Origin of the sequence: Citrobacter sp. JUb117 (genome assembly GCF_024809055.1) — a bacterium.
Taxonomy (GTDB): domain Bacteria; phylum Pseudomonadota; class Gammaproteobacteria; order Enterobacterales; family Enterobacteriaceae; genus Citrobacter; species Citrobacter gillenii.
In genome coordinates, this window is record NZ_JANUFB010000007.1 from 94,137 (window position 1) to 120,168 (window position 26,032).

The 26,032-nt window shown below is 54.5% G+C and carries 21 protein-coding genes and 1 pseudogene; 18 read left to right on the top strand and 4 right to left on the bottom strand.

Going from position 1 to position 26,032, the window contains the following annotated elements; translation table 11 throughout:
- Positions 1-71 precede the first annotated feature (71 nt).
- Both M2374_RS16875 and M2374_RS16880 read left to right on the top strand, forming a co-directional pair.
- A complete protein-coding gene (locus tag M2374_RS16875) occupies positions 72-566 on the top strand; it encodes a molybdopterin-dependent oxidoreductase (RefSeq protein ID WP_181595804.1) in 495 nt (164 codons plus the stop codon).
- 17 nt (positions 567-583) lie between these two features.
- Entirely contained in the window at positions 584-2,572 is a 1,989-nt protein-coding gene (locus M2374_RS16880; RefSeq protein WP_115259296.1) for a bifunctional diguanylate cyclase/phosphodiesterase, read from the top strand.
- Between the two features lie 29 nt (positions 2,573-2,601).
- Here M2374_RS16880 and M2374_RS16885 read toward each other — a convergent pair whose 3' ends face one another.
- Positions 2,602-3,414, bottom strand: coding sequence for a DNA-binding transcriptional regulator (locus M2374_RS16885; protein ID WP_181688435.1), 813 nt, complete (start codon positions 3,412-3,414; stop codon positions 2,602-2,604).
- A 190-nt stretch (positions 3,415-3,604) separates the two neighbouring features.
- On the opposite strand from M2374_RS16885, the gene M2374_RS16890 reads away from it, so the two are divergent.
- The 9 genes from M2374_RS16890 to mmuM all read left to right on the top strand — a co-directional run bounded on the left by M2374_RS16890 (position 3,605) and on the right by mmuM (position 13,769).
- Positions 3,605-5,269, top strand: coding sequence for a bifunctional 3-(3-hydroxy-phenyl)propionate/3-hydroxycinnamic acid hydroxylase (locus tag M2374_RS16890; protein ID WP_181688434.1), 1,665 nt, complete (start codon positions 3,605-3,607; stop codon positions 5,267-5,269).
- A 1-nt stretch (position 5,270) separates the two neighbouring features.
- Entirely contained in the window at positions 5,271-6,215 is a 945-nt protein-coding gene (gene mhpB, locus M2374_RS16895) for a 2,3-dihydroxyphenylpropionate/2,3-dihydroxicinnamic acid 1,2-dioxygenase (RefSeq protein WP_096758138.1), read from the top strand.
- Between the two features lie 28 nt (positions 6,216-6,243).
- The gene (mhpC, locus tag M2374_RS16900) at positions 6,244-7,110 is read left to right on the top strand and encodes a 2-hydroxy-6-oxonona-2,4-dienedioate hydrolase (protein WP_096758137.1); all 867 of its coding nucleotides are present in this window, start codon (positions 6,244-6,246) and stop codon (positions 7,108-7,110) included.
- Between the two features lie 9 nt (positions 7,111-7,119).
- Positions 7,120-7,929, top strand: a complete 810-nt coding sequence (mhpD, locus tag M2374_RS16905; RefSeq protein WP_115259290.1) for a 2-keto-4-pentenoate hydratase — start codon at positions 7,120-7,122, stop codon at positions 7,927-7,929.
- On the top strand, positions 7,926-8,876 hold the full coding sequence (gene mhpF / locus M2374_RS16910) for an acetaldehyde dehydrogenase (protein ID WP_096758135.1): 951 nt from the start codon (positions 7,926-7,928) through the stop codon (positions 8,874-8,876). Before mhpD ends, mhpF begins: the two co-directional genes overlap by 4 nt.
- Positions 8,873-9,886 carry a 4-hydroxy-2-oxovalerate aldolase gene (gene mhpE / locus M2374_RS16915; RefSeq protein WP_181688433.1) on the top strand — a complete coding sequence of 338 codons (1,014 nt, stop codon included), beginning with the start codon at positions 8,873-8,875 and terminating at the stop codon, positions 9,884-9,886. Before mhpF ends, mhpE begins: the two co-directional genes overlap by 4 nt.
- Positions 9,887-9,954: 68 nt before the next feature.
- Complete coding sequence (mhpT, locus tag M2374_RS16920) at positions 9,955-11,169, top strand: 3-(3-hydroxy-phenyl)propionate transporter MhpT (RefSeq protein WP_181688432.1); 1,215 nt, start codon at positions 9,955-9,957, stop codon at positions 11,167-11,169.
- 277 nt (positions 11,170-11,446) lie between these two features.
- Positions 11,447-12,850: an S-methylmethionine permease gene (gene mmuP, locus M2374_RS16925; protein WP_117342092.1), complete on the top strand. Its 1,404-nt coding sequence runs from the start codon at positions 11,447-11,449 to the stop codon at positions 12,848-12,850.
- On the top strand, positions 12,837-13,769 hold the full coding sequence (gene mmuM / locus M2374_RS16930) for a homocysteine S-methyltransferase (RefSeq protein WP_181595799.1): 933 nt from the start codon (positions 12,837-12,839) through the stop codon (positions 13,767-13,769). Before mmuP ends, mmuM begins: the two co-directional genes overlap by 14 nt.
- Before the next feature lie 61 nt (positions 13,770-13,830).
- Here the strand turns inward: mmuM and M2374_RS16935 are convergent.
- Positions 13,831-14,325 (bottom strand): annotated as a pseudogene (locus tag M2374_RS16935) (TOBE domain-containing protein); the annotation flags it as partial.
- 341 nt (positions 14,326-14,666) lie between these two features.
- Here M2374_RS16935 and tauA point away from each other — a divergent pair.
- Genes tauA through tauD form a run of 4 tightly spaced genes read left to right on the top strand, consistent with a single transcriptional unit; the run spans position 14,667 to position 18,079 of the window.
- Positions 14,667-15,629, top strand: a complete 963-nt coding sequence (gene tauA / locus M2374_RS16940) for a taurine ABC transporter substrate-binding protein (protein ID WP_096758125.1) — start codon at positions 14,667-14,669, stop codon at positions 15,627-15,629.
- A 10-nt stretch (positions 15,630-15,639) separates the two neighbouring features.
- Positions 15,640-16,407, top strand: a complete 768-nt coding sequence (gene tauB / locus M2374_RS16945) for a taurine ABC transporter ATP-binding subunit (RefSeq protein WP_115259269.1) — start codon at positions 15,640-15,642, stop codon at positions 16,405-16,407.
- The gene (gene tauC, locus M2374_RS16950; RefSeq protein WP_117342098.1) at positions 16,404-17,231 is read left to right on the top strand and encodes a taurine ABC transporter permease TauC; all 828 of its coding nucleotides are present in this window, start codon (positions 16,404-16,406) and stop codon (positions 17,229-17,231) included. Before tauB ends, tauC begins: the two co-directional genes overlap by 4 nt.
- Positions 17,228-18,079 carry a taurine dioxygenase gene (gene tauD, locus M2374_RS16955; protein ID WP_146717450.1) on the top strand — a complete coding sequence of 284 codons (852 nt, stop codon included), beginning with the start codon at positions 17,228-17,230 and terminating at the stop codon, positions 18,077-18,079. Before tauC ends, tauD begins: the two co-directional genes overlap by 4 nt.
- Positions 18,080-18,160: 81 nt before the next feature.
- Here the strand turns inward: tauD and hemB are convergent, their stop codons facing one another.
- The gene (gene hemB, locus M2374_RS16960) at positions 18,161-19,135 is read right to left on the bottom strand and encodes a porphobilinogen synthase (protein ID WP_117342100.1); all 975 of its coding nucleotides are present in this window, start codon (positions 19,133-19,135) and stop codon (positions 18,161-18,163) included.
- A 492-nt stretch (positions 19,136-19,627) separates the two neighbouring features.
- Here hemB and ehaB point away from each other — a divergent pair, with 492 nt between their 5' ends.
- Complete coding sequence (gene ehaB, locus M2374_RS16965) at positions 19,628-22,552, top strand: autotransporter adhesin EhaB (RefSeq protein WP_135912481.1); 2,925 nt, start codon at positions 19,628-19,630, stop codon at positions 22,550-22,552.
- 82 nt (positions 22,553-22,634) lie between these two features.
- Positions 22,635-23,258: a hydrogen peroxide resistance inhibitor IprA gene (gene iprA / locus M2374_RS16970; protein WP_181688431.1), complete on the top strand. Its 624-nt coding sequence runs from the start codon at positions 22,635-22,637 to the stop codon at positions 23,256-23,258.
- Between the two features lies 1 nt (position 23,259).
- On the opposite strand, the gene ampH is transcribed toward iprA, so the two are convergent.
- On the bottom strand, positions 23,260-24,417 hold the full coding sequence (gene ampH / locus M2374_RS16975) for a D-alanyl-D-alanine-carboxypeptidase/endopeptidase AmpH (RefSeq protein WP_096758119.1): 1,158 nt from the start codon (positions 24,415-24,417) through the stop codon (positions 23,260-23,262).
- A 383-nt stretch (positions 24,418-24,800) separates the two neighbouring features.
- Here ampH and sbmA point away from each other — a divergent pair, with 383 nt between their 5' ends.
- A complete protein-coding gene (gene sbmA, locus M2374_RS16980; protein ID WP_181688429.1) occupies positions 24,801-26,021 on the top strand; it encodes a peptide antibiotic transporter SbmA in 1,221 nt (406 codons plus the stop codon).
- Positions 26,022-26,032: the final 11 nt, after the last annotated feature.

Below are 26,032 nucleotides of genomic sequence, written 5' to 3' on the forward strand. Positions count from 1 at the left end.
AGGCAGCATATGTAAATAGCATTATAACTAAATTATAATTCGTTTACATCCGGTCGGCAGGCGAGGTTAAAATGCGATTAATTGTTATGTTGTTAAGCTTTGTCGTCTCCACACAGCTCTGGGCAGGTGAACTTTCTAAACCTGCCGGTAAAGCCCTTTTAACGCTGTCCGGTAATATAGAAAATACAAATGAAGACGGGAAAGCCGTTTTTGATATTGCCAGCCTTGAGAAACTGGGCATGGTCAGTTTCCAGACCACCTCGCCCTGGTATAATGGACGCACTACTTTTACGGGTATTCCACTGCAAAAGCTCATGGATTATGTTGGCGCGAAAGGTTCTGTGGTTAAGGTCACCGCGCTCAATGACTACACCACGATTATCCCACTCAGTGATTTCAAAAAATATAATGTTATCCTTGCTGTAAAAATCAACGAAAAATACATTCGCGTCCGTGATAAAGGTCCCTTATTCATTGTGTACCCCTATGACAGCATGCCTGAACTGAATAATCAGGTTTTTTATGCACGCTCAGCATGGCAGGTCAGCAGAATGAATATTGAGTAGGAGTTCAGAAGAACATCATGAACAGAATACTGGCGGGCATCATATTTTCTCTTTTTATATCTACCGGGTATATCTCTTACCTCGTGCATGAACGGCAACAAGAGTTACAGAAACTGACTCACTACACCGATTCATGGTCCGCTGCACAACTGGTATCAGAATACTACCGTTTTGAGTCATGGCTTGGTCTTTACACTATCGATGATTCTATGAACCTCGATGATGTACGTCTGCGCCTCGACATCATGCTCAGCCAGAATGATTTAATGAAAGAAGGTGAGTTGGGACATTATATACAAAATAATGAAGCGCATGGTGAACTGGCTTTACAACTGGAAAACACACTTAATTATCTGGATGTTCATCTTGAGAAAATGAATCGTTCAGAGCTCCAGACATACTTGAAAAAAATGCATGCGCTGGATGCGCCGCTAGGCCGTCTTTCATCCGGTGCGCTAAATAAAGATGTTAACTCGATTAATAGTACAAACCTCAAAATTCAAGCGCTGTACTATATTTATTCAGCGATCTCAGTACTGCTGATCATACTGAGTGCGATACTGGGCGTGCTGATATTCTATCAGAACAGAAATATTTTGCAGGCGCATCTTCAGGTTAAGCGTCTTGCTGAAGAATTGCAGAAATCTAAAGAAAAACTGCAAATCCAGAATACAAAACTGGAATATGACGTCTACCATGATTCTCTTACCGAGATGAATAACCGCCAGCTTTTTTGGGAAGATTTAAATAAAACCATCGAGACGGCAGGAAAGAATAATAGTTCTGTGACAGTGATGTTGTTTGATTTAGACCGATTCAAAGAGGTCAATGATACGTATGGCCATGATGTCGGTGATTCATTGTTACGTCAGATATCCCATCGCCTGGTTTCGATGAGCCTGACTTCAGATACGCTTTATCGCTTAGGTGGGGATGAGTTTGCGTTTCTCTCGACGGGTCTGACTGAGAGTCATGCTGTTTCTCGCGCGCAAAAAATATGTGAATTTATCAACCAGCCCTACACGATTTATAACACGATTATCAACATTACCACCTGCGTTGGCATTGTTATTTCCGAAACTGAACGCCGCTCCGACTATCTATATAAATTTGCCGATCTGGCCCTATATGAAGCCAAAAAAGAAGGTTCTGGTAAGATAAAAGTCTTCCGGCAACGCATGTTAGATAAGTTGCAAGAAAGCAGAACCCTTGAGCATGATATGGCGATGGCAATAGCGAATAAAGAATTCGTGGTTTATTACCAGCCGATTGTAGATTCTTTCAGCAGGGAAATTTACAGCTATGAAGCCCTTATCCGCTGGATACATCCTCTTAAAGGCCTGCTGTCGCCGGATAGCTTTATTCCTGTTGCTGAAAAGACAGGAATGATTAATGAAATGGGGAAATCGGTGCTTGAAATGGCCTGCAGGGAAGCGGCTTCCTGGGCGGTTCCGGCTAAAATTTCAGTCAATGTCTCGCCTGTCCAGCTAAGCAGCAAAGCCTTTGCCGGAATAGTGTTGTCTATTCTGAAAGAAACAGGACTTCCGGCTGACCGTCTTGAACTGGAAGTGACGGAATCCTCTCTCTTTACTGACAGCAATACGCCGATGAATACGCTTAACAGGCTCAGAGCCCTGGGCGTGAAAATCTCCATTGATGATTTTGGTACGGGATACTCTTCGCTTTCGCGGCTGAGCAGGCTTGCCTTCGACAAAATCAAAATAGACAAGTCCTTTGTGCATTCGATATCTACACAGGAAGACGCCCTTAACATCATCAAACTTATCACCGGTATGGCGAAATCTCTCAATATGAAGGCGGTTGCAGAAGGGGTTGAAACGCAGGAACAACTGGAAAGTCTTCAGGCTCTGGGCTGCGATTTCGCACAAGGCTATCTGTTTGGTAAACCTCAACCTGGTATTGATGGAAAAATCAGAAACGGTAAATCGCGAACGTCTCTGCTGGCAGATAACGACGACACATTGCGCAGTGAACGTGGCTCTTAATCAGAGGGGGAGGGGAAATGTGATCCATCTCACCTCCCGGCAACCAAAATCTCCTGCGACGCCACGCCGTCTTCGATCTGCTTCGCCACTTTTTGTAAGGCCGGAAGGTGTTTTTCCGCGGCCTGTTCGATGGACATCGCACTGGCCATATACACCAGGTTCAGGCAGCCGATCACCCGCTGTTCGCTGCGGATTGGCACGGCGATAGAGGCGATTTTCTCCTCCTGATCCCAGCCGCGATAGTTCTGTCCAAAACCGTCTTTGCGCGCGCGGGTCAGGATGGCGTCCAGCTTCAGCGGTTCGCGCGCCAGCTGGAATTCTTCTCCCGGTCGCGATGCCAGTATTTCGATCAGCTCCTGACGTTCATTCTCCGGACAAAACGCCAGCCAGGTCAGGCCGGAGGCGGTTTTCAGCAACGGTAGACGACGCCCGACCATCGCCCGGTGAAATGACAGGCGGCTGAAGCGGTGGGTGGTTTCACGCACCACCATGGCATCGACGTCGAGCGTGGAAACGTCGGTCGGCCAGATGACCTCGCGCAGTAAATCCCCCAGCAGCGGCGCGGCCAGCGCGGAAATCCACTGCTCGTCACGAAATCCCTCGCTGAGCTGGCGAACTTTGATGGTTAAGCGAAAGCTGTCATCGGACAGGCTGCGCCGGACGTAACCCTCATCCTGCAACGTTTCCAGCAGTCGTCTGACCGTGGTGCGGTGCAGGCCGCTCAGCTCTGCCAGCAGACCAACGCTGGCCCCACCGTCGAGCCGGTTTAACATATTTAATAACATTAACCCGCGGGTTAATCCGCGCACGGTTTTGTATTCGGTACTCTCGTCACTTTTCATATTCGTTGACAAATCTACAGATAAAACAACGTAGTGCACTAAGTGCACATCCAGGTATGTTTTGATTGTAGCGCAAAAACACCCTCCTATACTGACCGCACAATAAAAAACTATTCACATATTTTTAACAAAGTAAGGGCATCTCTCCAGAGGCTGCCATGACGTTTTGTCCGCGTAGTGAGGTTCTGAAATGACAACGATAAACCCGGATATCCAACCCGCTGTGCAACACACCGTGCAGGTGGCGATTGCCGGAGCCGGTCCGGTGGGGCTGATGATGGCGAACTATCTCGGCCAGATGGGCATTGAGGTGCTGGTGGTGGAGAAGCTCGATGCGCTGATCGACTATCCGCGCGCCATCGGCATTGACGATGAAGCGCTGCGCACCCTGCAGTCCGTCGGTCTGGTCGATAACGTGCTGCCGCACACCACGCCATGGCATGCGATGCGCTTTCTTACCCCCAAGGGCCGCTGCTTTGCTGATATCCAGCCGATGACCGACGAGTTTGGCTGGTCGCGCCGTAATGCGTTTATTCAGCCGCAGGTAGACGCGGTGATGCTGGAAGGGCTGTCGCGGTTTCCCAACGTGCGTTGCCTGTTCTCTCGCGAGCTGGAGGCGTTCAGTCAGAAGGATGGCGAAGTGACGCTGAACCTGAAGGCACCGGACGGTCAGCGTGAAACGGTGCAGGCCCAGTGGCTGGTGGCCTGCGACGGCGGCGGCAGCGTCGTCAGGCGCTCGCTGAATGTGCCATTCGAAGGTAAAACCGCGCCAAATCAGTGGATTGTGGTGGATATCGCCAACGATCCGCTCAGCACCCCACACGTGTATCTGTGCTGCGATCCGGTGCGTCCGTATGTCTCCGCCGCACTGCCGCACGCGGTGCGCCGCTTTGAATTTATGGTGATGCCGGGGGAAACCGAAGCGCAGCTTAGCGAGTCGCAGAATATGCGCCAGTTGCTGAGCAAAGTGCTGCCGAACCCGGACAACGTTGAGCTGATCCGCCAGCGCGTGTATACCCATAACGCCCGTCTGGCCGAACGTTTTCGTATTGACCGCGTGCTGCTGGCGGGCGATGCCGCACACATTATGCCGGTCTGGCAGGGGCAGGGGTACAACAGCGGCATGCGCGATGCCTTCAACCTGGCGTGGAAACTGGCGCTGGTCATTGAGGGCAAAGCCGGTGATGCGCTGCTGGACACCTACCAGCAGGAACGCCGCGATCACGCCAAAGCCATGATTGATTTGTCTGTGACTGCGGGTAACGTGCTGGCACCGCCGAAACGCTGGCATGGCGCGGTGCGTGACGGCATTTCCTGGCTGCTGAACTACATTCCGCCGGTCAAACGCTACTTCCTCGAAATGCGCTTCAAGCCGATGCCGCAATATCACGTCGGGGCGCTGGTGCGTGAAGGCGACGCGAAAGCCTCCCCGGTCGGCAAGATGTTTATTCAGCCAAAGGTGACGCTGGAAACGGGTGACGTGACGCTGCTCGACAACGTCATCGGGCCGAATTTTGCGGTGGTTGGCTGGGGCTGTAATCCGCTGTGGGGTATGAGTGACGAGCAAATCCAGCTGTGGCGCGCGCTCGGCACGCGGTTTATCCAGGTGGTGCCGGACACGCAGATCAATACCTCACAGGATAACCACGACGGGGTTATCCGTATTGGTGATACGCAAAATCGCCTGCGCGCGTGGTTTTCCCAACATAACGCCGCGCTGGTGGTGATGCGTCCGGATCGCTTCGTTGCTGCGGTTGCCATTCCGCAAACCCTGGGCAGCACCCTGAATAAACTGGCGTCGGTGATGACGCTCACCCGCACTCATGTCGCGGTTCCTGTCGAAAAGGTCGCCTGATATGCACGCTTATCTTCACTGTCTTTCCCACTCGCCGCTGGTGGGCTATGTCGACCCGGCACAGGCCGTGCTCGACGAGGTCAACGGGGTGATCGCCAGCGCCCGTGCGCGCATTGCGGCGTTCGATCCCGAACTGGTGGTGCTGTTTGCCCCCGATCACTACAACGGTTTTTTCTACGATGTGATGCCGCCGTTTTGCTTAGGCATTGGCGCCACGGCGATCGGTGATTTTGGCAGCGCGGCGGGAGAACTGCCGGTACCGGCGGATCTCGCGGAAGCCTGCGCCCACGCGGTGATGAAAAGCGGCATCGATCTTGCCGTGTCGTACAACATGCAGGTCGATCACGGCTTTGCTCAGCCGCTGGAGTTTTTGCTCGGCGGGCTGGATAAGGTCCCGGTATTGCCGGTGTTTATTAACGGTGTCGCTACGCCGCTGCCGGGCTTCCAGCGCACTCGCCTGCTCGGCGAGGCGATTGGTCGGTTCACCAGCTCACTGAATAAACGCGTGCTGTTTATAGGCTCCGGTGGGCTGTCGCACCAGCCGCCGGTGCCCGAGCTGGCGAAGGCCGACGCCCACATGCGCGACCGTCTGCTTGGCAGCGGTAAGCAGTTGCCAGAAAACGAACGCCAGCTACGCCAGCAGCGGGTGATCAGCGCCGCCGAAAAGTTTGTTGAAGATCAGAACACGCTGCACCCGCTCAACCCCGTCTGGGATAACCGCTTTATGACTCTGCTTGAGCAGGGGCGTCTGGCGGAACTGGACGGCGTCAGCAACGAAGAGCTGTCCGCGATGGCGGGCAAATCGACGCACGAAGTGAAAACCTGGGTTGCCGCCTTCGCCGCTATTTCTGCTTTTGGTCACTGGCGCAGCGAAGGCCGTTACTACCGTCCGATCCCGGAGTGGATCGCCGGATTTGGCTCGTTGAGCGCCGCCACACAGAACTGAAACAGAACTGAACATGCAGGAGAACATCATGACTTACCAACCGCAAACCGAAGCCGCCAGCAGCCGTTTTCTTGAGGTGCAGGAAGCTGGCGAAACCCTACGCGTACATGTCAATGACTGTGGGCAGGGCGAAGAGACCGTTGTGCTGCTGCACGGATCCGGCCCGGGCGCCACGGGCTGGGCCAACTTCAGCCGCAATATCGATCCGCTGGTTGAGGCCGGTTACCGGGTGATCCTGTTGGATTGCCCGGGCTGGGGGAAAAGCGATGGGATCGTTAACCGCGGGTCGCGATCAGATCTGAACGCCCGCATCCTGAAAAGTGTGGTCGATCAGCTGGATCTTCAGCAAGTCCACTTACTGGGCAACTCGATGGGTGGCCACAGCGCCGTGGCGTTCACCCTGAGCTGGCCGGAGCGCGTGGGCAAGCTGGTGCTGATGGGCGGTGGGACGGGCGGTATGAGCCTGTTTACGCCGATGCCAACTGAAGGCATCAAGCGCCTGAACCAGCTGTATCGCGAGCCGACCATCGAGAATCTGAAGTTGATGATGGACATCTTTGTGTTCGACACCAGCGACCTGACCGACGCGCTGTTTGAGGCACGACTCAATAACATGCTGTCGCGTCGCGATCACCTGGAAAACTTTGTCCAGAGCCTGGAAGCCAATCCAAAACAGTTCCCGGACTTTAGTCCGCGTCTGGCGGAGATCAAAGCCCAGACTCTGATTGTCTGGGGACGCAACGATCGCTTCGTGCCGATGGACGCCGGGCTGCGCCTGCTCGCCGGAATTGCGGGTTCAGAGCTGCACATTTACCGCGACTGCGGGCACTGGGCGCAGTGGGAACATGCGGACGCCTTTAATCAGCTGGTGCTGAACTTCCTCGCACGACCTTAAGGAACGGAAATGACGAATCGTAATCTTGAACAGTTAGCCGCTGATTTACGCCAGGCACAGGAGCAGGGTGTCGCGATTGCCCCGCTGCGCGAATTGATTGGTGTGGACAACGCCGAGGCGGCCTACGCCATTCAGCACATCAACGTGCAGCACGACGTGGCGCAGGGGCGTCGCGTGGTTGGGCGCAAGGTGGGGCTGACGCACCCGAAAGTCCAGCAGCAACTGGGGGTCAGTCAGCCCGACTTCGGCACGCTGTTTGCCGACATGTGTTACGGCGATAACGATACCATCCCGTTTGAGCGCGTGCTGCAACCGCGGATTGAAGCGGAGATTGCGCTGGTGCTGAACCGCGACCTGCCTGCGACCGACACCACGTTTGATGAGCTGGTTAACGCCATCGAGTGGGTGCTGCCCGCAATGGAAGTGGTCGGCAGCCGTATTCGCGACTGGTCGATTCAATTTGTTGATACCGTGGCGGATAACGCCTCCTGCGGCGTGTACGTGGTTGGCGGCCCGGCGCAGCGCCCGGCGGGGTTAGATCTGAAAAACTGCACGATGAAAATGACGCGTAATAACGAGGAGGTTTCCAGCGGGCGCGGTAGCGAATGTCTGGGGCATCCGATCAACGCCGCCGTTTGGCTGGCGCGCAAAATGGCCAGCCTCGGCGAGCCGCTACGTGCCGGAGACATCATTCTCACCGGGGCGTTAGGCCCGATGGTCGCGGTAAATGCGGGCGATCGTTTTGAGGCCCATATCGAGGGTATTGGTTCAGTCGCCGCCACGTTCTCTGCAGCGGTTACAAAAGGAAGTCAGTCATGAGTAAGCGTAAAGTCGCCATTATCGGCTCCGGTAACATCGGCACCGATTTGATGATTAAAATTCTGCGTCACGGCAAGCAGCTTGAGATGGCGGTGATGGTCGGTATCGACCCGGGATCCGACGGTCTGGCGCGCGCCAGACGCATGGGCGTCGCCACCACCCATGAAGGGGTAACGGGGCTGATGGCAATGCCGGAATTTGCCGATATCGACATCGTGTTTGACGCCACCAGCGCGGGTGCGCACGTGAAAAATGACGCCGCCTTACGCGCGGTTAAGCCGGGGATCCGCCTGATCGACCTGACGCCGGCGGCGATTGGCCCGTACTGCGTGCCAGTAGTGAATCTCGAGGCCAATGTGGATCGGCTGAACGTCAATATGGTGACCTGCGGCGGCCAGGCGACCATCCCGATGGTGGCGGCGGTGTCCCGCGTGGCGCGGGTGTATTACGCCGAGATTATCGCCTCTATAGCCAGCAAGTCCGCGGGGCCGGGCACGCGCGCCAATATTGATGAATTTACCGAAACCACCTCGAAGGCGATTGAAGTGGTGGGCGGTGCCGAGAAAGGCAAAGCGATTATTGTGCTCAACCCAGCGGAGCCGCCGCTGATGATGCGCGACACGGTGTATGTGCTGAGCGAAGAGGCTTCTCAGGCAGAAATTGAGGCGTCGATTAACCAAATGGCAGCGGCGGTACACGCGTACGTGCCGGGCTACCGCCTGAAACAGCGCGTGCAGTTTGAGGTCATCCCACAGGATAAACCGGTGAATCTGCCGGGTATTGGCCAGTTCTCCGGCCTGAAAACTGCGGTGTATCTGGAAGTGGAAGGTGCGGCGCACTACCTGCCAGCCTACGCGGGCAATCTCGATATTATGACCTCCAGCGCGCTGGCGACCGCTGAAAAGATGGCACAGTCACTCGCGCGTCAGGCAGGAGAAGCAGCATGAACGGTAAAAAACTCTATATCTCTGACGTGACCTTGCGTGACGGCATGCACGCTATTCGTCATCAATATTCGCTGGAAAACGTCCGCCAAATCGCTAAAGCACTGGACGATGCGCGTGTCGATTCCATTGAGGTGGCGCACGGCGACGGGTTACAGGGCTCCAGCTTTAACTACGGCTTTGGCGCGCACAGCGATCTGGAATGGATTGAAGCGGCGGCGGACGTGGTGGAGCACGCCAAAATCGCCACGCTGTTGCTGCCGGGTATCGGCACGATTCATGACCTGAAAAACGCATACCAGGCCGGTGCGCGGGTGGTGCGCGTGGCGACCCACTGCACCGAAGCGGACGTGTCGGCCCAGCATATTCAGTATGCGCGCGAGCTGGGTATGGACACCGTCGGCTTTCTGATGATGAGCCACATGACCACGCCGGAGAAACTGGCGCAGCAGGCGAAGCTGATGGAAAACTACGGTGCGACCTGTATCTATGTGGTCGATTCCGGCGGGGCAATGAACATGACGGACATTCGCGATCGCTTCCGCGCCCTGAAAGCGGTGCTGAAGCCGGAAACGGAAACCGGGATGCATGCTCACCACAACCTGAGCCTCGGTGTGGCGAACTCCCTGGCGGCAGTAGAAGAGGGTTGTGACCGTATTGATGCCAGCCTGGCGGGCATGGGCGCAGGGGCGGGCAACGCGCCGCTGGAGGTGTTTATCGCCGCTGCGGATAAGCTCGGCTGGCAGCACGGCACCGACCTTTACCCGCTGATGGATGCCGCCGACGATTTAGTCCGTCCGCTGCAGGACCGCCCGGTGCGGGTGGATCGCGAAACGCTGGCGCTGGGTTATGCCGGGGTCTATTCCAGCTTCCTGCGTCATTGCGAAGTGGCGGCGGCGCGCTATGGTCTGAGCGCGGTGGATATTCTGGTTGAACTGGGCAAACGCCGAATGGTGGGCGGCCAGGAAGATATGATCGTCGACGTGGCGCTGGATCTGCGCAACAGCAAATAAAAATAATGACGCGGCTGGCAACGTATCAGCCGCGCTTCACCTGCATCGTGACCTCAGAGGTACACCTCATGACAACCCGTACCCCCGCATCCTCCTCCCGTCTGACGCTGACCGTCGGGCTGTGTTTTTTAGTCGCCCTGATGGAAGGGCTGGATTTACAGGCCGCCGGTATCGCTGCCGTCGGCATCGCCCAGGCTTTTGCGTTAGATAAAATGCAGATGGGCTGGATCTTCAGCGCCGGTATTCTGGGATTACTGCCCGGCGCGCTGGTGGGCGGTATGCTGGCTGACCGCTATGGGCGCAAGCGGATCCTTATTGGCTCCGTGGCGCTGTTTGGCCTGTTTTCGCTGGCGACGGCGATATCCTGGGATTTCTCGTCGCTGGTGTTTGCCCGCCTGATGACCGGTGTTGGGTTGGGGGCGGCGTTGCCGAACCTGATCGCGCTGACCTCCGAAGCCGCAGGCCCGCGCTTTCGCGGCACCGCGGTGAGCCTGATGTACTGCGGGGTGCCGATTGGCGCAGCGCTGGCGGCGGCGCTGGGTTTTAGCGGTGTGGCCTCCGCCTGGCAAACTGTGTTCTGGGTTGGTGGGGTGATCCCGCTGCTGCTGGTGCCGTTGCTGATGTGTTGGCTACCGGAATCACATGTGTATGCCCAGCAAACGCAGGCCGCCGCCGCACCGTTGCGTGCGCTGTTTGCCCCTGCCACCGCGACCGCCACGTTGCTGCTGTGGCTGTGTTATTTCTTCACCCTGTTGGTGGTGTATATGCTGATCAACTGGCTGCCGATGCTGCTGGTTGAACAGGGCTTTCGTCCCTCACAGGCGGCGGGCGTGATGTTTGCCCTGCAAATCGGCGCGGCCAGCGGGACGTTAATCCTCGGTGCATTGATGGATAAACTGCGCCCGGTGGTGATGTCGCTACTGATTTACACTGGGATGCTGGCTTCACTGCTGGCGCTCGGTACGGTGTCGTCATTGAGCGGTATGCTGGTGGCCGGATTTGTCGCAGGGATGTTTGCCACCGGCGGCCAAAGCGTGCTGTATGCGCTGGCTCCGCTGTTTTACAGCACCCCCATCCGCGCCACCGGCGTAGGCACCGCGGTGGCCGTTGGGCGCCTCGGGGCGATGAGTGGTCCACTGTTGGCGGGGAAAATGCTGGCGCTGGGCACCGGAACGGTAGGCGTGATGGCGGCCTCCGCACCGGGTATTTTGCTGGCCGGGCTGGCGGTGTTTGTGCTGATGAGCCGTAAATCACAGATACAGGTTCAAGCCAGCGACTCCTGACCGTGCGCTCATCCGGACGTATGAGGTGTGACGCGCGGTTCCTACTTTCGGGGGAACGTCATTGGACGTCTCCGTTGCCAGAGTTGAATAAACCCTGATAGCGGAGGCGTTATGGCCTGGCGACCTTTTTTGTATCTTATTGTTAATCCTCGTCCTGTGTTGAGCGCCCGGCGCGGGCATCTGCGTCTGGTGCAGGGCTAACTTTGCATTGTGTTTACAAACGCGGTATAACAAACCTTCTTTGGATGTTTAGATGTCCATACGTTTAGAAGGTCATATGCAAACAACACAACAAAATGCGCCACTGAAGCGCACAATGAAAACGCGTCACCTGATTATGCTCTCTTTAGGTGGCGTGATTGGCACAGGGTTATTCTTTAATACCGGGTACATCATCTCCACCACCGGGGCTGCGGGGACGCTGCTGGCCTATTTGATTGGCGCGCTGGTGGTCTGGCTAGTGATGCAATGTCTGGGTGAACTGTCGGTGGCGATGCCGGAAACCGGCGCGTTTCACGTTTATGCCGCGCGTTACCTCGGCCCGGCGACGGGTTACACCGTAGCCTGGCTCTACTGGCTGACCTGGACCGTGGCGCTTGGCTCCAGCTTTACCGCCGCTGGTTTCTGCATGCAGTACTGGTTCCCACAGGTGCCGGTGTGGATCTGGTGCGTGGTTTTCTGCGTCGTTATCTTTGGCCTGAACGTCATTTCTACGCGCTTTTTTGCCGAAGGGGAATTCTGGTTCTCGCTGGTAAAAGTCATCACCATCATCGCCTTTATTATCCTCGGCGGGGCGGCCATTTTTGGCTTTATCCCGATGCAGGATGGTTCACCCGCGCCGGGGCTGAGCAATCTCACCGCAGAAGGCTGGTTTCCACATGGCGGCCTTCCGATCCTGATGACCATGGTGGCGGTGAACTTTGCTTTCTCGGGAACCGAGCTTATCGGCATCGCGGCAGGCGAAACGGAAAACCCACGCAAGGTGATTCCGGTGGCGATTCGTACCACTATCGCACGACTGATTATTTTCTTTATTGGCACCGTGTTTGTGCTGGCGGCATTGATCCCGATGCAGCAGGCGGGAGTGGAGAAAAGCCCGTTTGTGCTGGTGTTTGAGAAGGTGGGGATTCCATATGCGGCGGATATTTTTAACGTCGTGATCCTGACGGCCATTCTTTCGGCTGCGAATTCAGGACTGTATGCTTCCGGGCGCATGCTGTGGTCGCTGTCGAATGAACGTACGCTGCCCGCCTGTTTTGCGCGGGTAACCAAAAACGGCGTGCCGCTGACAGCCATATCGGTCAGCATGCTCGGCGGCGTGTTGGCGCTGTTTTCCAGCGTGATCGCCCCGGATACGGTATTTGTGGCGCTGTCGGCGATCTCCGGGTTTGCGGTGGTGGCGGTGTGGCTGAGCATCTGCGCTTCGCATTTTGTTTTTCGCCGCCGTCACTTACAGCAAGGAAAGGCTGTGAGTGAATTGCATTATCGTGCGCCGTGGTATCCGCTGGTTCCCGTATTGGGGTTTGTGCTGTGCCTGGTGGCCTGTGTCGGCCTGGCCTTCGATCCCGCGCAGAGAATTGCGTTGTGGTGCGGGTTACCGTTTGTGGCGTTGTGCTATGGTGCTTATTTCCTTACTCAACCCCGTAAAGTAAAACAGGAGCCACACCATGTCGCAGAATAATCCGTTACGTACCCTTCTTGAGAAACAGGATTTCCTGTTGCTGGATGGTGCGATGGCGACGGAACTGGAGGCGCGCGGCTGTAACCTGGCCGATAGCCTGTGGTCAGCGAAAGTGCTGGTAGAAAACCCGCAGCTTATCCGCGAAGTCCATCTAGATTACTACCGGGCGGGTGCTCAATGTGCGATCACCGCCAGCTATCAGGCCACGCCGGCAGGTTTTGCCGCCCGAGGTCTGGATGAGGCGCAGTCGAAGGCACTGATTGGCAAAAGTGTGGAGCTGGCGCGTAAAGCGCGCGAGGCGTATCTGGCGGAAAACCCGCAGGCGGGTACATTGCTGGTGGCCGGGTCTGTGGGACCGTATGGCGCGTATCTGGCGGATGGCTCGGAATACCGTGGCGATTACGTGCGCAGCAAAGACGAGTTTCAGGGGTTTCACCGACCGCGCGTTGAAGCGCTGCTGGACGCCGGAGCTGACCTGTTAGCCTGCGAAACGCTGCCGAATTTTACTGAGATTAAGGCGCTGGCTGAACTGCTGGCGGAATACCCGCGTGCGCGTGCGTGGTTCTCGTTTACCCTACGTGACAGCGAACACCTGAGCGACGGCACGCCGCTGCGCGAAGTGGTGGCGTTACTGGCAAACTACCCGCAGGTGCTGGCTATTGGTATCAACTGCATTGCGCTGGAAAACACTACCGAGGCGTTGCAGCATTTACACGGCTTAACGGCGCTGCCGCTGGTGGTCTATCCCAACTCCGGCGAGCATTACGATGCGCAGAGCAAAACCTGGCACACTCACGGTGAAGCGTGTAAAACGCTGGCGGATTATTTACCCCAGTGGCGTGCGGCGGGCGCCCGGTTGATTGGCGGGTGCTGTCGCACCACGCCTGCGGATATTGCTGAATTGAACGTCCAGCGCTGAATTTGTGCCGGGTGGCGGCTGATGCCTTACCCGGCCTACAATGTGTGCCACCCGGCATCAATCACACGGTATCTGCTAACACAAACATGCCGTACGGGTGGATTTCGAGGTAATACTGCTCGCCAGCGTTTGGCTGTAAGCGCGTGGCGTTGACCTGCAATAGAATTTCCTGCCCGTGCCACTCTACCGTGACCTCATACTGCGGCCCCATATAGGCGACGTGCTGGATCACACAGCGCTGGCTCTCCTCGCCGCGATCGCTGAGCGTAATTGCCTCCGGACGCACGCCAACCGTACCTTCTCCCTGGGTGGCGAAATGCAGCGGCCTTGGCAGGCGATAACCGTAAATATCGACAAACGCCTCGCTGAACGCGGCCGGGAACAGGTTGGCATCGCCCATAAAGTTCGCCATAAAGCGCGAGGCGGGCTGGCGGTACAGATCCTGCGGTGAGCCGATCTGCATGATGTGTCCCTTGCTCATCACCAGTACGGTGTCGGACACCGTGAAAGCTTCGCTCTGATCGTGGGTCACTTACAGCGAGGTAAGATCAAACTGGATCATTTTCTTGCTCTCTTGTCTGACAATGGCGTCTATGATTCCTGCCCGCATTACGCTGGCAATCACCGGGATGCTGTTATGTAACGAATGTAACAAAATCGCAATAATTTGCAGGTGTTGTAGGCCGGGTAAGGCGCTTGCGCCGCCATCCGGCAACAGTGCCTGATGGCGCTGCGCTTATCAGGCCTACGAATTCCATCTGTCATGAGCGAAATAGCTAACTATTGCCGCTTTTTTTCTAAAAACGCTTTGTTCTTAGCCAGAATTTTTAATTCCTTTATCAAAGTGTGCCGTAACGAAATACTGCCCCACATAACAAGACAGGGGAGCAGACAATCATGGCTATATCATCGCGTAATACACTCCTTGCCGTACTGGCAGTGGTTGCATTTCAGGCGCAGGCGGTGAACGTCACCGTCGCGTATCAGACCTCCGCTGAACCGGCCAAAGTGGCGCAGGCGGACAACACGTTTGCTAAAGAGAGCGGGGCCACCGTTGACTGGCGTAAGTTCGACAGCGGGGCGAGCATCGTCCGGGCGCTGGCGTCTGGCGACGTACAAATTGGCAATCTTGGCTCCAGCCCGTTGGCGGTTGCGGCCAGCCAACAGGTACCGATTGAGGTGTTCCTGCTGGCGTCCAAACTCGGTAACTCCGAGGCGCTGGTGGTGAAGAAAAGCATCAACAAACCTGAGGATTTGATCGGTAAACGTATTGCCGTGCCGTTTATCTCCACCACCCATTACAGCCTGCTGGCCGCGTTAAAACACTGGGGCATCAAGCCCGGTCAGGTGGAGATTGTGAACCTGCAGCCGCCAGCGATTATTGCCGCCTGGCAGCGCGGGGATATTGACGGCGCCTACGTCTGGGCACCGGCGGTGAACGCGCTGGAAAAAGACGGCAAGGTGTTAACCGACTCGGAAAAAGTAGGTGAGTGGGGCGCGCCGACGCTGGACGTGTGGGTCGTGCGCAAAGATTTTGCCGAGCAGCATCCTGAGGTGGTGAAGGCCTTTGCCAAAAGCGCGATTGATGCCCAACAGCCCTATATTACTGATCCCGATGAATGGCTAAAGCAGCCGGACAACATCAGCAAGCTGTCGCGCTTAAGCGGCGTGCCGGAAGCGGATATTCCGGGACTGGTAAAAGGTAACACCTACCTGACACCGCAGCAGCAAACCGCCGAGCTGACCGGACCGGTGAATAAAGCGATTATCGACACTGCGCAGTTCCTCAAAGAGCAGGGCAAAGTGCCCGCTGTGGCGACGGATTACAGCCAGTACGTTACCGATCGCTTCGTGCAATAAGGGGGCGCTGATGCTGCAAATCTCTCATCTTGCCGCCCGCTATGACGGAAAGCCGGTGCTGGACGACATCAACCTGACGCTCGACGGCGGTGAACTGCTGGTGGTGCTCGGGCCTTCCGGCTGCGGCAAAACCACGCTGCTGAATCTGATTGCCGGGTTTGTGCCGTATCAGCACGGCAGCATCGTGCTGGCGGGTAAAAAAGTGACAGGCCCGGGGGCCGAGCGCGGCGTGGTGTTCCAGAACGAAGGCTTGCTGCCGTGGCGTAACGTGCAGGATAACGTCGGATTAGGCCTGCAACTGGCCGGTGTAGAGAAGTCACAGCGTCAACGCATCGCGCAGGATATGCTGAAGAAGGTTGGGCTGGAAGGCGCGGAAAAGCGCTTTATCTGGCAGCTTTCCGGTGGTCAGCGTCAGCGCGTCGGCATTGCCCGGGCGCTGGCGGCAAATCCGCAACTGTTGCTGTTGGATGAACCCTTTGGCGCGCTGGATGCTTTTACCCGCGAGCAGATGCAAACCCTGCTGTTGACGCTGTGGCAGGAGACCGGCAAACAGGTGCTGCTGATTACCCACGATATCGAAGAGGCGGTGTTTATGGCGACCGAACTGGTGCTGTTGTCTCCGGGACCGGGCCGGGTGCTGGAACGCTTACCGCTAAATTTCGCCCGCCGCTTTGTGGCCGGGGAGCCGAGTCGCAGCATTAAATCCGATCCCCAGTTTATTGCCATGCGTGAATACGTGCTAGGCCGCGTTTTCGCGCAACGGGAGGCGTTCTCATGAGCGTGGTGATTAACGACAAACCCCGTCCGCGTGCGTTGCGCTGGCGCTGGCCGCTTTCACGTCAGATGACGTTAAGTGTTGGCACATTGGGCGTGTTTCTGGTGGTGTGGTGGGCAGTGGCGGCACTGCAATTCATCAGCCCGCTGTTTTTACCGCCGCCGGGGCAGGTACTGCAAAAACTTATCGTCATTGCCGGACCGCAGGGCTTTATGGATGCCACGCTGTGGCAGCATCTGGCCGCCAGCCTGACGCGTATCGTCATTGCTCTGCTGGCCGCGGTGCTGCTCGGCGTGCCGGTGGGGATCGCGATGGGGCTGAGTCCGACGGTACGCGGGATCGTCGATCCGATCATCGAACTGTATCGTCCGGTACCGCCGCTGGCCTATTTGCCACTGATGGTTATTTGGTTTGGCATCGGCGAAACCTCGAAGATCCTGCTGATCTATCTGGCGATTTTTGCCCCTGTGGCGATGTCTGCGCTGGCGGGCGTCAAAAGTGTGCAGCAGGTGCGGGTGCGGGCCGCTCAGTCGCTGGGGGCCAGCCGCGCACAGGTATTGTGGTTTGTAATTTTACCGGGTGCTTTGCCGGAAATTCTTACCGGGCTGCGGATTGGACTGGGTGTGGGGTGGTCGACATTAGTGGCGGCGGAGCTGATTGCCGCGACGCGAGGTCTGGGGTTTATGGTGCAGTCAGCGGGTGAGTTTTTGGCAACGGATGTGGTGCTGGCGGGAATTATGGTGATTGCCGTGATCGCCTTTATTTTAGAATTGGGTTTGCGTGCGCTTCAGCGCCGTCTGACGCCCTGGCATGGAGAAGTACAATGAGTGAACGTCTGAGCATTATCCCGCTGGGGCCCTATATAGGTGCGCAGGTCACCGGGGCGGATTTGACGCGACCGCTGAGCGATAACCAGTTTGAACAGTTGTACCACGCGGTACTTCGTCATCAGGTGGTGTTCCTGCGCGAGCAGGCGATCACACCACAGCAGCAGCGGGCGCTGGCGTTGCGTTTTGGCGACTTGCATATCCATCCGGTTTACCCGCATGCGCAGGGCGTTGAGGAGATCATCGTCCTCGATACTCACAACGACAATCCGCCGGATAACGACAACTGGCACACCGATGTAACCTTTATTGAGACGCCACCTGCCGGGGCGATTCTGGCGGCAAAAGAGCTGCCATCAACAGGTGGCGATACGCTGTGGACCAGCGGCATTGCCGCTTTTGAAGCGCTTTCAGAACCTTTCCGCCAACTGCTGAGCGGCCTGCGGGCCGAACATGATTTCCGTAAATCGTTTCAGGAGTTCAAATACCGTAATACCGAAGAAGAGCATCAGCGTTGGCTGGAGGCGGTGACAAAGCACCCACCGTTGCTGCATCCGGTAGTGCGAACGCATCCGGTGAGCGGCAAACAGGCGCTGTTTGTGAATGAAGGGTTCACGACACGAATTGTCGATGTGACGGAAAAAGAGAGTGAGGCGCTGCTCGGATTTCTGTTTGCCCACATCACCAAACCGGAGTTTCAGGTACGCTGGCGCTGGCAGCCTGACGATGTGGCGATTTGGGATAACCGCGTGACGCAGCATTATGCCAATGCAGACTACCTGCCGCAGCGGCGCATTATGCACCGGGCGACGATTCTCGGAGACAAACCTTACTATCGTGCGAGCTAACGTGCCCGATGGCGCTTTGCCCACCGGGCCCCGGCGTGCAGGCCGGACAGGGCGAAGCCGCCATCCGGCAACACCGCGTCATTAACGCAGAATTTTTTTCTCAGCCAGATCCAGGGCAAAGTAACTGAAGATCAGATCCGCGCCTGCGCGTTTGATCGAGCCTAAACTTTCCAGCACGACTTTCTCTTCATCTATTGCCCCTGCCAGGGCAGCGAATTTGATCATCGCGTATTCGCCGCTGACCTGGTAGGCGCCAATCGGCAGTTCGGTGCGTTCGCGAATATCACGCAGAATATCCAGGTATGCACCGGCCGGTTTCACCATCAGGCAGTCTGCACCCTGGGCTTCGTCCAGCAGTGATTCGCGAATGGCTTCACGACGGTTCATCGGGTTCATTTGGTAGGTTTTACGATCGCCTTTCAGCGCGGTGCCCGCGGCTTCGCGGAATGGGCCGTAGAAGGAGGAGGCGAACTTGGTGGAGTAGGACATGATCGCGGTATCAGTGAAGCCCGCGGCGTCCAGCGCCTGGCGAATAGCCTGCACCTGACCGTCCATGGCGGCGGACGGTGCGATAAAGTCGGCGCCCGCCGCGGCGGCAACCACTGCCTGTTTACCGAGGTTCGCGAGGGTTAAATCGTTATCTACGCCGTGGTCACACAATACGCCGCAGTGACCGTGCGAGGTATATTCGCAGAAGCAGGTGTCGGACATGACGATCATCTCCGGCACGGTTTGCTTGCAAATGCGTGACATGCGCGCCACCAGTCCGTCTTCTTTCCAGGCATCGCTGCCGGTGTCATCGGTATGGTGGGAAATACCAAAGGTCATCACCGAGCGGATACCGGCGTTGGCAATGCGTTCGATTTCGCGTGCCAGATGTTTCTCTGGAATGCGCATCACGCCGGGCATGGCCTCGATGGCTTTGTAATCGTCGAGTTCTTCTTCAACAAAGATCGGCAACACCAGGTCATTTAAGCTGAGTGTTGTCTCTTCAAACATGGCGCGCAGCGCAGGGGATTTGCGCAGGCGGCGAGGGCGTTGGATTAGGTCTGTCATGGTATGCCTGATGTTTGTGGAATCGAAGGCCGTAGTATACCTCAACCTGTGTGTGGGTGTTTTACGAAAGTTGGCCTTATGCGAGTGAAACCCGCGTACCGTATTTTTAAAAATTTAATATGCGCTATTTATACTTTATTGAATTTATCATTTTTAATATCAATAGGTTTTGCTGTGGGTTTGATTTTGTTTAATCGTTGATTAAATACCTTTCATTGTGCGTGTGTTTATTTGCTGTCCTTGTGGTTTTGTTTTTAATTATCATTGTATTGTATGGTTTATTTTATTAATTTTCCCATAATTTACTGAAAGTAAAGGGTTTATGCTTTTTTTGTTTGTATTTCGTTTATTGTCCGCATTCGGACTTAAAGTAAAGAATAATTGAACCTTTTATCTATGACGCCGCATAATCTTTCGGCGAAACATAATATGTTTACTATGCATTAATAATTGATGGATCAACTATATTACGTCCCTGAGGAGGGATGACAAATGCACACTTGGAAAAAGAAACTCGTAGTCTCACAATTAGCATTAGCCTGCACATTGGCAATCACTTCTCAGGCGAATGCTTCAACTGATATCTCTGGAACTACCTATACCACGTTCAATCATTACAATGATGCTTCCTACAGCGATGGTGTTTACTATGATGGATATGTTGGCTGGAATAACTACGACACGGATAGTATTTATAACGGTGATATTTACCCAGTAATTAATAACTCCACCGTTAATGGTGTCATTTCGACTTACTATCTGGATGATGGTCTTTCGACTAACAGTAATACCAATAGTCTGACGATTAAAAACAGCACTATTCACGGTATGGTAACGTCCGAATGTATGACGACGGATTGTACTAACCGTAGTGGTACCGATTATTACTACGATCGTCTGGCGATGAGCGTTATCAACTCAACTATCGATGACAATTACGAACATTATACCTACAACGGTAGCTATAATGACGCAGTTGATTCACACGTTGTAGATGTTTACAACCTGGGTACGGCTATCACCCTGGATCAAGAAGTTGATCTGTCTATCTCCAATAACTCTCATGTCGCAGGTATTACCCTGACTCAGGGTTATGAGTGGGAAGATACTGACGATAACACCGTCAGCACTGGCGTAAACAGCAGCGAAGTGTTTAACAATACGATCACTGTGACTGATTCTACTGTGACCTCAGGTTCATGGTCTGATGAAGGAACCTCCGGCTGGTTTGGCAACACCAGCAATGCGAGCGACTACAATGGTAACGGTTGGAACGCTAATGATGTAGCATTAGCGGTTATTGCAAATCCAAATGCAGATAACGCGATGCAGACCACTGCCACGTTTAATAATTCTACGCTGATGGGTGACGTGCTGTTCTCTAGCAACTTTGATGAGAACTTCTTCCCGAACGGCGCAGATACTTACCGTGATACTGATGCCGACCTGGATACCAACGGTTGGGATGGTACTGACCGTCTGGATCTGACCCTGAACAACGGCAGCAAGTGGGTTGGTGCGGCAATGTCCGTACACCAGGTGGATTCCGATGGTGATGGTGTTTATGACAGCTACTCTGCGGGCACTGAAGCTACCGCTACGCTGATCGACATCACCGCCAACAGCCTGTGGCCTGATTCAACCTACGGTGTCGATAGTGACACGACCTCTTATGACGAAAATGGTCATGTGGTTGGCAACTCTGTCTACCAGAGCGGTCTGTTTAACGTCACGCTGAACGGCGCTTCACAGTGGGATACCACTAAAACTTCTCTGATTGATACTCTGAGCATCAACAGCGGTTCCGTTGTGAACGTGGGTGATTCTACGCTGATTTCTGACACCATCTCTCTGACCGGTGCTTCAGCACTGAACATCAACGAAGATGGGCATGTTGCGACGGATACGCTGTCTATTGACAACAGTACCGTAACGATTGCTGATGATGTTGCTGCTGGCTGGAGTGTAGGTAGTGCTGCGCTGTATGCCAATACCATTAACGTTACCAACAACGGTGTTCTGGATGTCGGCAACAGCACGGGCGATGCACTGCAAGTTGATACACTGAACCTGACCAGTTACACCGACGCTTACAACAATGTCAATGCCGGTGTTTTCGATATCAACAGCACCAACTATGTGCTGAATGCTGATCTGACCAACGATCGCACCAACGACACTACCCAGTCTAACTACGGTTACGGCGTGATCGCGATGAACTCTGATGGTCATCTGACTATCAACGGTAATGGCGATTCTGACACTTCAGGCGATCAGTCTGAAGTTGATAACTATGGTGACCACGTAGCGGCGGCAACCGGTAACTATAAAGTTCGCATCGATAACGCCACTGGTGCAGGCTCTGTTGCTGATTACAAAGGTAACGAGCTGATCTACGTTAACGACACGAACAGCAACGCGACCTTCTCTGCGGCTAACAAAGCTGACCTAGGTGCTTACACTTATCAGGCGCAGCAGCAGGGTAACACCGTTGTTCTGCAGCAGATGGAACTGACAGACTACGCGAACATGGCGCTGAGCATCCCGTCTGCAAATACCAACATCTGGAACCTGCAACAGGATACTGTCGGTACGCGTCTGACCAATGCACGTCACGGTCTGGCGGATAACGGTGGCGCGTGGGTGAGCTACTTCGGCGGCAGCTTCAACGGCGACAACGGCACCATTAACTACGATCAGGATGTCAGCGGCATCATGGTCGGTGTTGATTCCAAAATTGATGGTAACAACGCTAAGTGGATTGTCGGTGCTGCAGCAGGCTTCGCGAAGGGTGACCTGAGCGACCGTACCGGTCAGGTAGATCAGGATAGCCAGACTGCCTATATCTACTCTTCAGCTCACTTTGCCAACAACATCTTTGTTGACGGTAACTTAAGCTACTCTCACTTTAACAACGATCTGTCTGCCAGCATGAGCAATGGTCAGTATGTTGATGGCAGCACCTCTTCTGATGCCTGGGGCTTTGGCTTGAAACTGGGTTATGACCTGAAGCTGGGTGACGCAGGTTACGTGACGCCTTACGGTAGCGTATCCGGTCTGTTCCAGTCTGGTGATGACTATAAGCTGAGCAACGACATGAAAGTTGACGGTCAGTCTTATGACAGCATGCGTTATGAACTGGGTGTTGATGCCGGTTATACCTTCGCTTACAGCGATGACCAGGCGCTGACTCCGTACTTCAAACTGGCGTACGTTTATGACGATGCGGGTAACGATGCTAACGTCAACGGTGATTCCATCGACAATGGTACAGAAGGTTCTGCGGTACGTGTTGGACTGGGTACTCAGTTCAGCTTTACCAAAAACTTCAGCGCATATACCGATGCCAGCTACCTCGGCGGTGGTGATGTCGATCAAGACTGGTCTGCGAATGCAGGCGTTAAATATACCTGGTAAGAATTCCTATTAGAGGACTCGGTATTTTAATCCCAATAAGCCCGTCAAGGATTTGACGGGCTTTTATGCAAGGAATGCGTAAATGTTATCTGTAGATAAGCCTTTTCTGGAATTTGGTAAGCTGGATAAATGTTTGTCGAAATATGGCGAGCGTTTTGAATATGAAAATGAAAAACAAATAATATATTCCAGTGATGTAAATAAAAATGACACTTTTGTTGTTTTAAAGGGGGTTGTCTCGCTGAGGCGAGGAGAAACCATACTGGTTGGCATTACACAGGCACCGTTTATTATGGGACTTGCTGATGGTGTGATGAAAACAGATATTCAATATAGATTAATAACAGAAGGTTACTGTACGGGTTATTATCTGCCTGCGTCCCAAACGATTAATATTATTGAACAATGTCAGCTATGGCGCGAGGCCTTTAGCTGGTTAGCATGGCAGCACTGCATGCTTGAATTACGCGACCTGCAATTAATTGGCAATAACTCCTATGAGCAAATCCGCGCCACGCTGATATCCATGATGAAATGGGATGAGTTACTGCGCTCTCGCGTTGGTGTTATGAACTATATCCACCAACGAACACGTATTTCACGCTCTGTCGTCGCAGAGGTTCTCGCAGCACTGCGTAAAGGCGGCTACATTGAAATGAATAAAGGCAAACTGGTGAATATTAACCGTTTGCCTTTTGAGTACTAAATCAGGATGCGGGGATAACCTGGGGTTTGTTTCCGCTCAACTCACTCACCAGATCGTTGATACCATCGCTCATATTGGTAAATCGGGTCAGCGGAGAACGGGTGACCACAATAAAGGCCCCTACGTTTTTCTGCGGGATCATCGCCATATAGGTAATGAATCCACCACCCCCACCGGTTTTTTGAATAATCCCCGGGCGGCCATTTTTCGGTGCCATATAGACCCAGCCCAGGCCCAGCGCATCGGCTTTGCCTGGCACGTCCATGCCAATTACTTTGGTTAACTGTGTACGCTGATAAATCAGCGTCTGCATCCGGTCAGCCTGCTGGCTGCGCTGATAAAAGTCTGAAGAGAGATACTGCTGCATCCAGCGCATCATATCGCCAGGCGTCGAATAGACGCCGCCGCTGCCCATAGCCGCCAGCGTATTGTTACACGGGCTGGCCCCTTTTTCGGCGACCATCAGGCGCTTGCACTGATCGGGTGAAGGCGTAAACGTGGTGTCTTTCATCCCGAGCGGTCGGGTGATTTTCTCTTCAAACAGCTGTTGATAAGGCTTACCGGACGCGGCTGCCAGCGCATCGGCCAGTAGATCGAACGCCAGATTCGAGTAGGAGGCCTGCGATCCGGGAGCAGCTTTCAGCGTGGCGGTAGAGAGGTAACTCCAGCGCTGTTCGCGCGTTGGCCAGACAAATACCGGGCGTTTTGCCGCACCGCCTGGCTGCTCGCGGGGTAGGGCGCTGGTATGAGTCGCCAGATTCACCAGCGTGATCGGCGTTCCCTGCCAGGTCGGGACTCGTGCACCGGGCGGTGCATATTTACTCAATGGATCGTTCAGTTTTACCGTGCCCTGATCGAGTAATTTGACCAGCATTTCACTGGTCATCAATTTGGTAATTGAGGCGATGCGGATCACCGAATCCAGCTGCGGATGAACATTATTGCCAGGGCGTGTTTCGCCAAAACTGCGAAATACGCGCTGATTACCGTCAATGACCACGAGCGCCATTCCCGTCGCCCCGCTGCCGTAGAAGATATGATCGGCGTAACGATCGACGATATCAGAGGCGAAGACCGGATCGGTGATAGGCTGTGCCGCCTGGACAGATGTCAATGACGCCGCACACAGCGCGGCAGAAAAAAGCAGACTACGTTTCAACGGTGGTGTCCATGAGTTAGGGGTAGTAAAAAAGGATGACGTGCGTATGCGTATTTATACTACTCATCGGCATATTGCAAAGTGCTATTACGCCAATCATAGTGTGAAAAACGTAACGATGAGTAAACGTTACCTTTTCCCCCGGAGTGGATGTTCGCTTTTGTGATCTCACGCTGCGATAATCTGAATATGCCGGAACGCTTTCAGGTATGAAAACCATAGAAACAATTCTTCAGGGCCGGTAGCGAACTAAGCGCGTCGGTTCTGGTCACAATTGTCGGTTTCAGCATGTGTTTATTGGGCGTTAGCCGTCTTGCCATCGTTTGCACGCTGGCAAATGCACAGCAGTCGTCATAACGATAAGAAGTTAGCAGGAGAGCACTATGTTTACGTCTTTTTTCCCAAAGCCGGGACCGTTCTTTATTTCGGCATTTATTTGGGCGCTGGTCGCCGTTGTATTCTGGCAGGCAGGTGGGGGAGCCTGGGTTGCACATATCACCGGCGCATCGGGTGATGTGCCTATCAGCGCCGCCCGGTTCTGGTCGCTGGATTACCTGATTTTTTATGCATATTACCTTCTCTGCGTCGGCCTGTTCGCCGCGTTCTGGTTTATCTACTGTCCACACCGTTGGCAGTATTGGTCCATATTGGGCACGTCGCTGATTATCTTTGTGACCTGGTTTCTGGTTGAAGTCGGGGTTGCCGTCAACGCCTGGTATGCGCCGTTCTATGACCTGATTCAAACCGCACTGAGCGCTCCTCATAAGGTGAAGATTGAACAGTTCTATCATGAAGTGGGGATCTTCCTTGGCATCGCGCTGATTGCCGTGGTAATTGGGGTGATGAACAATTTCTTCGTCAGCCATTACGTGTTCCGCTGGCGTACCGCGATGAACGAACATTATATGGCGCACTGGCAGCATCTGCGTCATATCGAAGGCGCCGCGCAGCGTGTGCAGGAAGACACCATGCGCTTCGCCTCTACGCTGGAAGATATGGGCGTCAGTTTTATCAACGCGATTATGACGCTGATTGCCTTCTTACCGGTGCTGGTTACGCTGTCTGCACATGTCCCTGAGCTGCCGATTGTTGGCCATGTTCCCTATGGTCTGGTGATTGCTGCCATTGTCTGGTCGTTGATGGGCACCGGCTTGCTGGCGGTGGTGGGGATCAAACTCCCGGGTCTGGAGTTTAAAAACCAACGCGTGGAAGCCGCTTACCGTAAAGAACTGGTCTATGGCGAAGATGATGCTAATCGCGCAACGCCGCCGACCGTGCGTGAACTGTTTCACGCGGTGCGTCAGAACTATTTCCGCCTCTATTTTCACTATATGTACTTTAATATCGCCCGTATTCTTTACCTGCAGGTGGATAACGTTTTCGGTTTGTTCCTGCTGTTTCCGTCAATTGTTGCCGGTACGATTACGCTCGGTCTGATGACGCAAATCACCAACGTGTTTGGTCAGGTACGCGGATCGTTCCAGTATCTGATTAACTCCTGGACGACGTTAGTGGAATTAATGTCTATCTATAAGCGTCTGCGCAGCTTCGAACGTGAGCTGGATGGTCAGGATATTCAGGCCGTAACCCATACGCTTAGCTAACAAAAGGAGAT

Excerpts from the sequence above, each read along its gene's own strand:
- M2374_RS16875 (WP_181595804.1), top strand. The coding sequence starts at position 72 with ATGCGATTAATTGTTATGTTGTTAAGCTTTGTCGTCTCCACACAGCTC.
- M2374_RS16880 (WP_115259296.1), top strand. The coding sequence starts at position 584 with ATGAACAGAATACTGGCGGGCATCATATTTTCTCTTTTTATATCTACC.
- M2374_RS16885 (WP_181688435.1), bottom strand. The coding sequence starts at position 3,414 with ATGAAAAGTGACGAGAGTACCGAATACAAAACCGTGCGCGGATTAACC.
- M2374_RS16890 (WP_181688434.1), top strand. The coding sequence starts at position 3,605 with ATGACAACGATAAACCCGGATATCCAACCCGCTGTGCAACACACCGTG.
- mhpB (WP_096758138.1), top strand. The coding sequence starts at position 5,271 with ATGCACGCTTATCTTCACTGTCTTTCCCACTCGCCGCTGGTGGGCTAT.
- mhpC (WP_096758137.1), top strand. The coding sequence starts at position 6,244 with ATGACTTACCAACCGCAAACCGAAGCCGCCAGCAGCCGTTTTCTTGAG.
- mhpD (WP_115259290.1), top strand. The coding sequence starts at position 7,120 with ATGACGAATCGTAATCTTGAACAGTTAGCCGCTGATTTACGCCAGGCA.
- mhpF (WP_096758135.1), top strand. The coding sequence starts at position 7,926 with ATGAGTAAGCGTAAAGTCGCCATTATCGGCTCCGGTAACATCGGCACC.
- mhpE (WP_181688433.1), top strand. The coding sequence starts at position 8,873 with ATGAACGGTAAAAAACTCTATATCTCTGACGTGACCTTGCGTGACGGC.
- mhpT (WP_181688432.1), top strand. The coding sequence starts at position 9,955 with ATGACAACCCGTACCCCCGCATCCTCCTCCCGTCTGACGCTGACCGTC.
- mmuP (WP_117342092.1), top strand. The coding sequence starts at position 11,447 with ATGCAAACAACACAACAAAATGCGCCACTGAAGCGCACAATGAAAACG.
- mmuM (WP_181595799.1), top strand. The coding sequence starts at position 12,837 with ATGTCGCAGAATAATCCGTTACGTACCCTTCTTGAGAAACAGGATTTC.
- tauA (WP_096758125.1), top strand. The coding sequence starts at position 14,667 with ATGGCTATATCATCGCGTAATACACTCCTTGCCGTACTGGCAGTGGTT.
- tauB (WP_115259269.1), top strand. The coding sequence starts at position 15,640 with ATGCTGCAAATCTCTCATCTTGCCGCCCGCTATGACGGAAAGCCGGTG.
- tauC (WP_117342098.1), top strand. The coding sequence starts at position 16,404 with ATGAGCGTGGTGATTAACGACAAACCCCGTCCGCGTGCGTTGCGCTGG.
- tauD (WP_146717450.1), top strand. The coding sequence starts at position 17,228 with ATGAGTGAACGTCTGAGCATTATCCCGCTGGGGCCCTATATAGGTGCG.
- hemB (WP_117342100.1), bottom strand. The coding sequence starts at position 19,135 with ATGACAGACCTAATCCAACGCCCTCGCCGCCTGCGCAAATCCCCTGCG.
- ehaB (WP_135912481.1), top strand. The coding sequence starts at position 19,628 with ATGCACACTTGGAAAAAGAAACTCGTAGTCTCACAATTAGCATTAGCC.
- iprA (WP_181688431.1), top strand. The coding sequence starts at position 22,635 with ATGTTATCTGTAGATAAGCCTTTTCTGGAATTTGGTAAGCTGGATAAA.
- sbmA (WP_181688429.1), top strand. The coding sequence starts at position 24,801 with ATGTTTACGTCTTTTTTCCCAAAGCCGGGACCGTTCTTTATTTCGGCA.